Consider the following 2,786-nt stretch of genomic DNA (forward strand, 5'->3'; position numbering starts at 1 on the left):
TCGTAGGGGCGGGGGTAGGGCGCGGGCCGGTACGGGATGTAGCGGGCCGGGGTCGCGGGGTCGGCCGCGGCGGCCGTGGCGTTGAGCGACGCGGGATCCGTGCCCTGCCAGTGACCCGTGCCGATGCGCTTCTCCAGGGTGTGCACGGCGGCGGTCTGCTCGGCCGGGCTGAAGGTGCAGTGGCCGGGGTTGTCGACGTACGCCTGGCGCAGGAGCGGTGACGAGCCCGCGGCGGTGGCGGCCCTGCGGTAGGCGCTCTCGGTCTGTACGGGGACGAGGGCGTCGCCGGTGGTGTGGATGTCGAGCTGGGGCTTGGTGAGCTTGCCGGTGAAGGAGCTGGTGCGGCTCATCCAGGCGACGGCGGCGGGGTCGGCGCTGATGCGCGGGGCACGGTCGAGGGCGCCGAGGTCGTTCTTGAGGGACAGGCCGGCGTCCTTGTACAGCTCGGTGACCTCCTTGAAGACGGAGGACCGGCGGAGCATCTTCGTGTAGTCGACGCCGGTGTTCCAGGACATGTTGCCGCCCGCCCGGCTCTCGGCCTCCTGGCGCCAGCTGAACGCGGGCAGGGTCAGCATCCCCTGGAGGGCCTGGTATTGGTTGGCCTGCTGGGTGTTCCAGTCGTCCGGGGCCGGTTCGGGCTGCGCGGTGTCGTTCCAGCCGGGGATGTTGTGCAGCGCGGCGGCGAGGGCGATGCGGGCGCGGCCCTCGGGTGTGCCCTGGGCGCTGGTGACGGCCTTGCTCAGGGTGCTTGCGGCGGCTGTCGCGGAGGCCTGGTCGGGGAAACCGGTCAGGTCGACGGAGGAGCCGGGCGTGAGGAGGGTCTTCAGGGCGAAGACGGGGTCGAGGGTGTTGTTCCAGTTGGCGACACCGCCGTGGACGAGCCCGCACATGGCGAGCGAGCCGTCGATGCGCCCGGGGTGCCGTTCGGCGATCGCGGTGGTGACCAGGCCGCCGTACGACTGTCCCCAGGCGATGGTGCGCCGCGCCTCGCCGTAGCGCCCGGTGAACACGTCGAGGGTGGCGAGCTGGTCGGGCACGGCGTCCGTCACGGCCCAGCCGTTGGTGGCGTACGAGGAGCCGACGAGCGCGTAGCCCTGGTCGAGGAGGAGTGCTTTCGTGGCGTCGTCGGGGGCGTTCTGGCCGGCGAGGGGCGTACCGGCGGGCCGGTAGCCGTGGCTGAAGAGGAGGACGGTGCCGTTCCAGTCGGCGGGCTTGTCCATGAGGTACTTGGCGCCGGACGGGAGGGTGCCCTCGATGTGCTCGGCGGGGGCTTCGGCGGAGGCGGGAGCCGCGGGTGCGGCCGACGCGGCGGATGTGGCCGACGCGGCGAGCACGAGGGCGGCCAGGGCGGCCGTGCCGCGCGGTAATGACGTGCGGGTGTGGGCGTGGGTGCGGGTGGAGGTGATCACGAGTTGATCTGCTCCTTGGAGGCGGAGGTGTGGGGGGCGGAGGTTCCGGACTCGGGTCCGGCTTCGGCTTCGGCTTCGGATTCGGATTCGTTCAGGGAGTCCCGGTGGGTCTCCCGCAGGAACCAGACGGTCAGTGCGGTGACGGTGGCGCCGCCGCACAGCAGCAGGGCGATCGAGGTGGAGCCGCCGCCGTCCGCGGCGACCAGGCTCCCGGCGATCATCGGGGAGAAGCCGGCGCCGACGAGGGTGGCGAGCTGGTAGCCGAGGGAGGCACCGGTGTAGCGGACCCGGGTGCCGAACATCTCGGTGAGCAGCGCGCCGAGCGGTCCGTACATCGTGGACTGGGCGACACCGTGGCCGAGGACGATGGCCAGGATGAGCAGTCCCGGCGACCCGGAGTCGACCAGGGCGAGCACCGGGAAGGCGAGCGCCGCGGAGGCGACGGCACCGGCGAGCACGACGGGGCGGCGTCCGACCCGGTCGGACAGCGCGGACGCGCAGGGCAGCACGACGAGCGCGACGCACGCGGAGACGGTGAGGGCGGTCAGCACCTGCGAGCGGGCGTAGCCGATGCCGGTGGCGTACGCGATCATGTAGCTGGTCAGCAGGGACTGGGCGGTGAAGGCGCCGATGCCGACGCAGCAGGCGAGCAGTACGGCGCGCGGGCGGCGCAGGACGTCGACGATAGGGAGCCGGGCCTCCTTGCGCTCCTTCTTCACCTCGGTGAACAGCGGGCTCTCGACCACCTTCAGACGTACGAACAGGCCGACGCCGAGCAGAACGACGCTCAGCAGGAACGGCACGCGCCAGCCCCAGGCGGCGAACTCGTCCCGGGGCAGCGCCACGACGAGGGTGACCACGGCCGACGACAGCAGGGAGCCGAGCGGTGCTCCCATCTGCGTGAAGCTGGACCACAGTCCGCGCCGCCGCTGACCGGCGTGCTCGACGACCATGAGCGTGGCGCCGCCCCACTCGCCGCCGATGGCGAGGCCCTGTACGACGCGCAGGGTGATCAGCAGGATGGGGGCCCAGACGCCGACGGTGTCGTACGTGGGCAGCACGCCGATCAGGAAACTGGCGCCGCCCATCAGGCCCATGGTCAGCAACAGCATGGATTTACGGCCGAGCCGGTCGCCGAAGTGACCGAAGACGATGCCGCCGAGGGGGCGGGCGACGTAGCCGGCGGCGAAGGTGCCGAACGCCGCGATCGTGCCGACGGCGGGGTCGGCTCCCGGGAAGAACAGCTCACCGAAGACGAGTGCGGCGACGGTTCCGTAGACCAGGAAGTCGTAGAACTCCACGGCGGTACCGAGGAGCCCGGACAGCGCGACGCGGCGCAACTGCCTTGCGGATTCCGGGGATTGGGGGGATTGGGGT

Annotated in this window: 2 protein-coding genes; both read right to left on the bottom strand. The window is 71.9% G+C overall.

The window, feature by feature from the left end:
* On the bottom strand, window positions 1-1,334 hold a 1,334-nt coding region (locus tag G5C60_RS50265; protein WP_338146161.1), incomplete at its 3' end, for an alpha/beta hydrolase family protein.
* Between the two features lie 71 nt (window positions 1,335-1,405).
* The gene (locus tag G5C60_RS50270) at window positions 1,406-2,749 is read right to left on the bottom strand and encodes an MFS transporter (protein WP_165270957.1); all 1,344 of its coding nucleotides are present in this window, start codon (window positions 2,747-2,749) and stop codon (window positions 1,406-1,408) included.
* Window positions 2,750-2,786 lie beyond the last annotated feature (37 nt).

The organism is Streptomyces scabichelini, assembly GCF_011045015.1.
Classification (GTDB): domain Bacteria; phylum Actinomycetota; class Actinomycetes; order Streptomycetales; family Streptomycetaceae; genus Streptomyces; species Streptomyces scabichelini.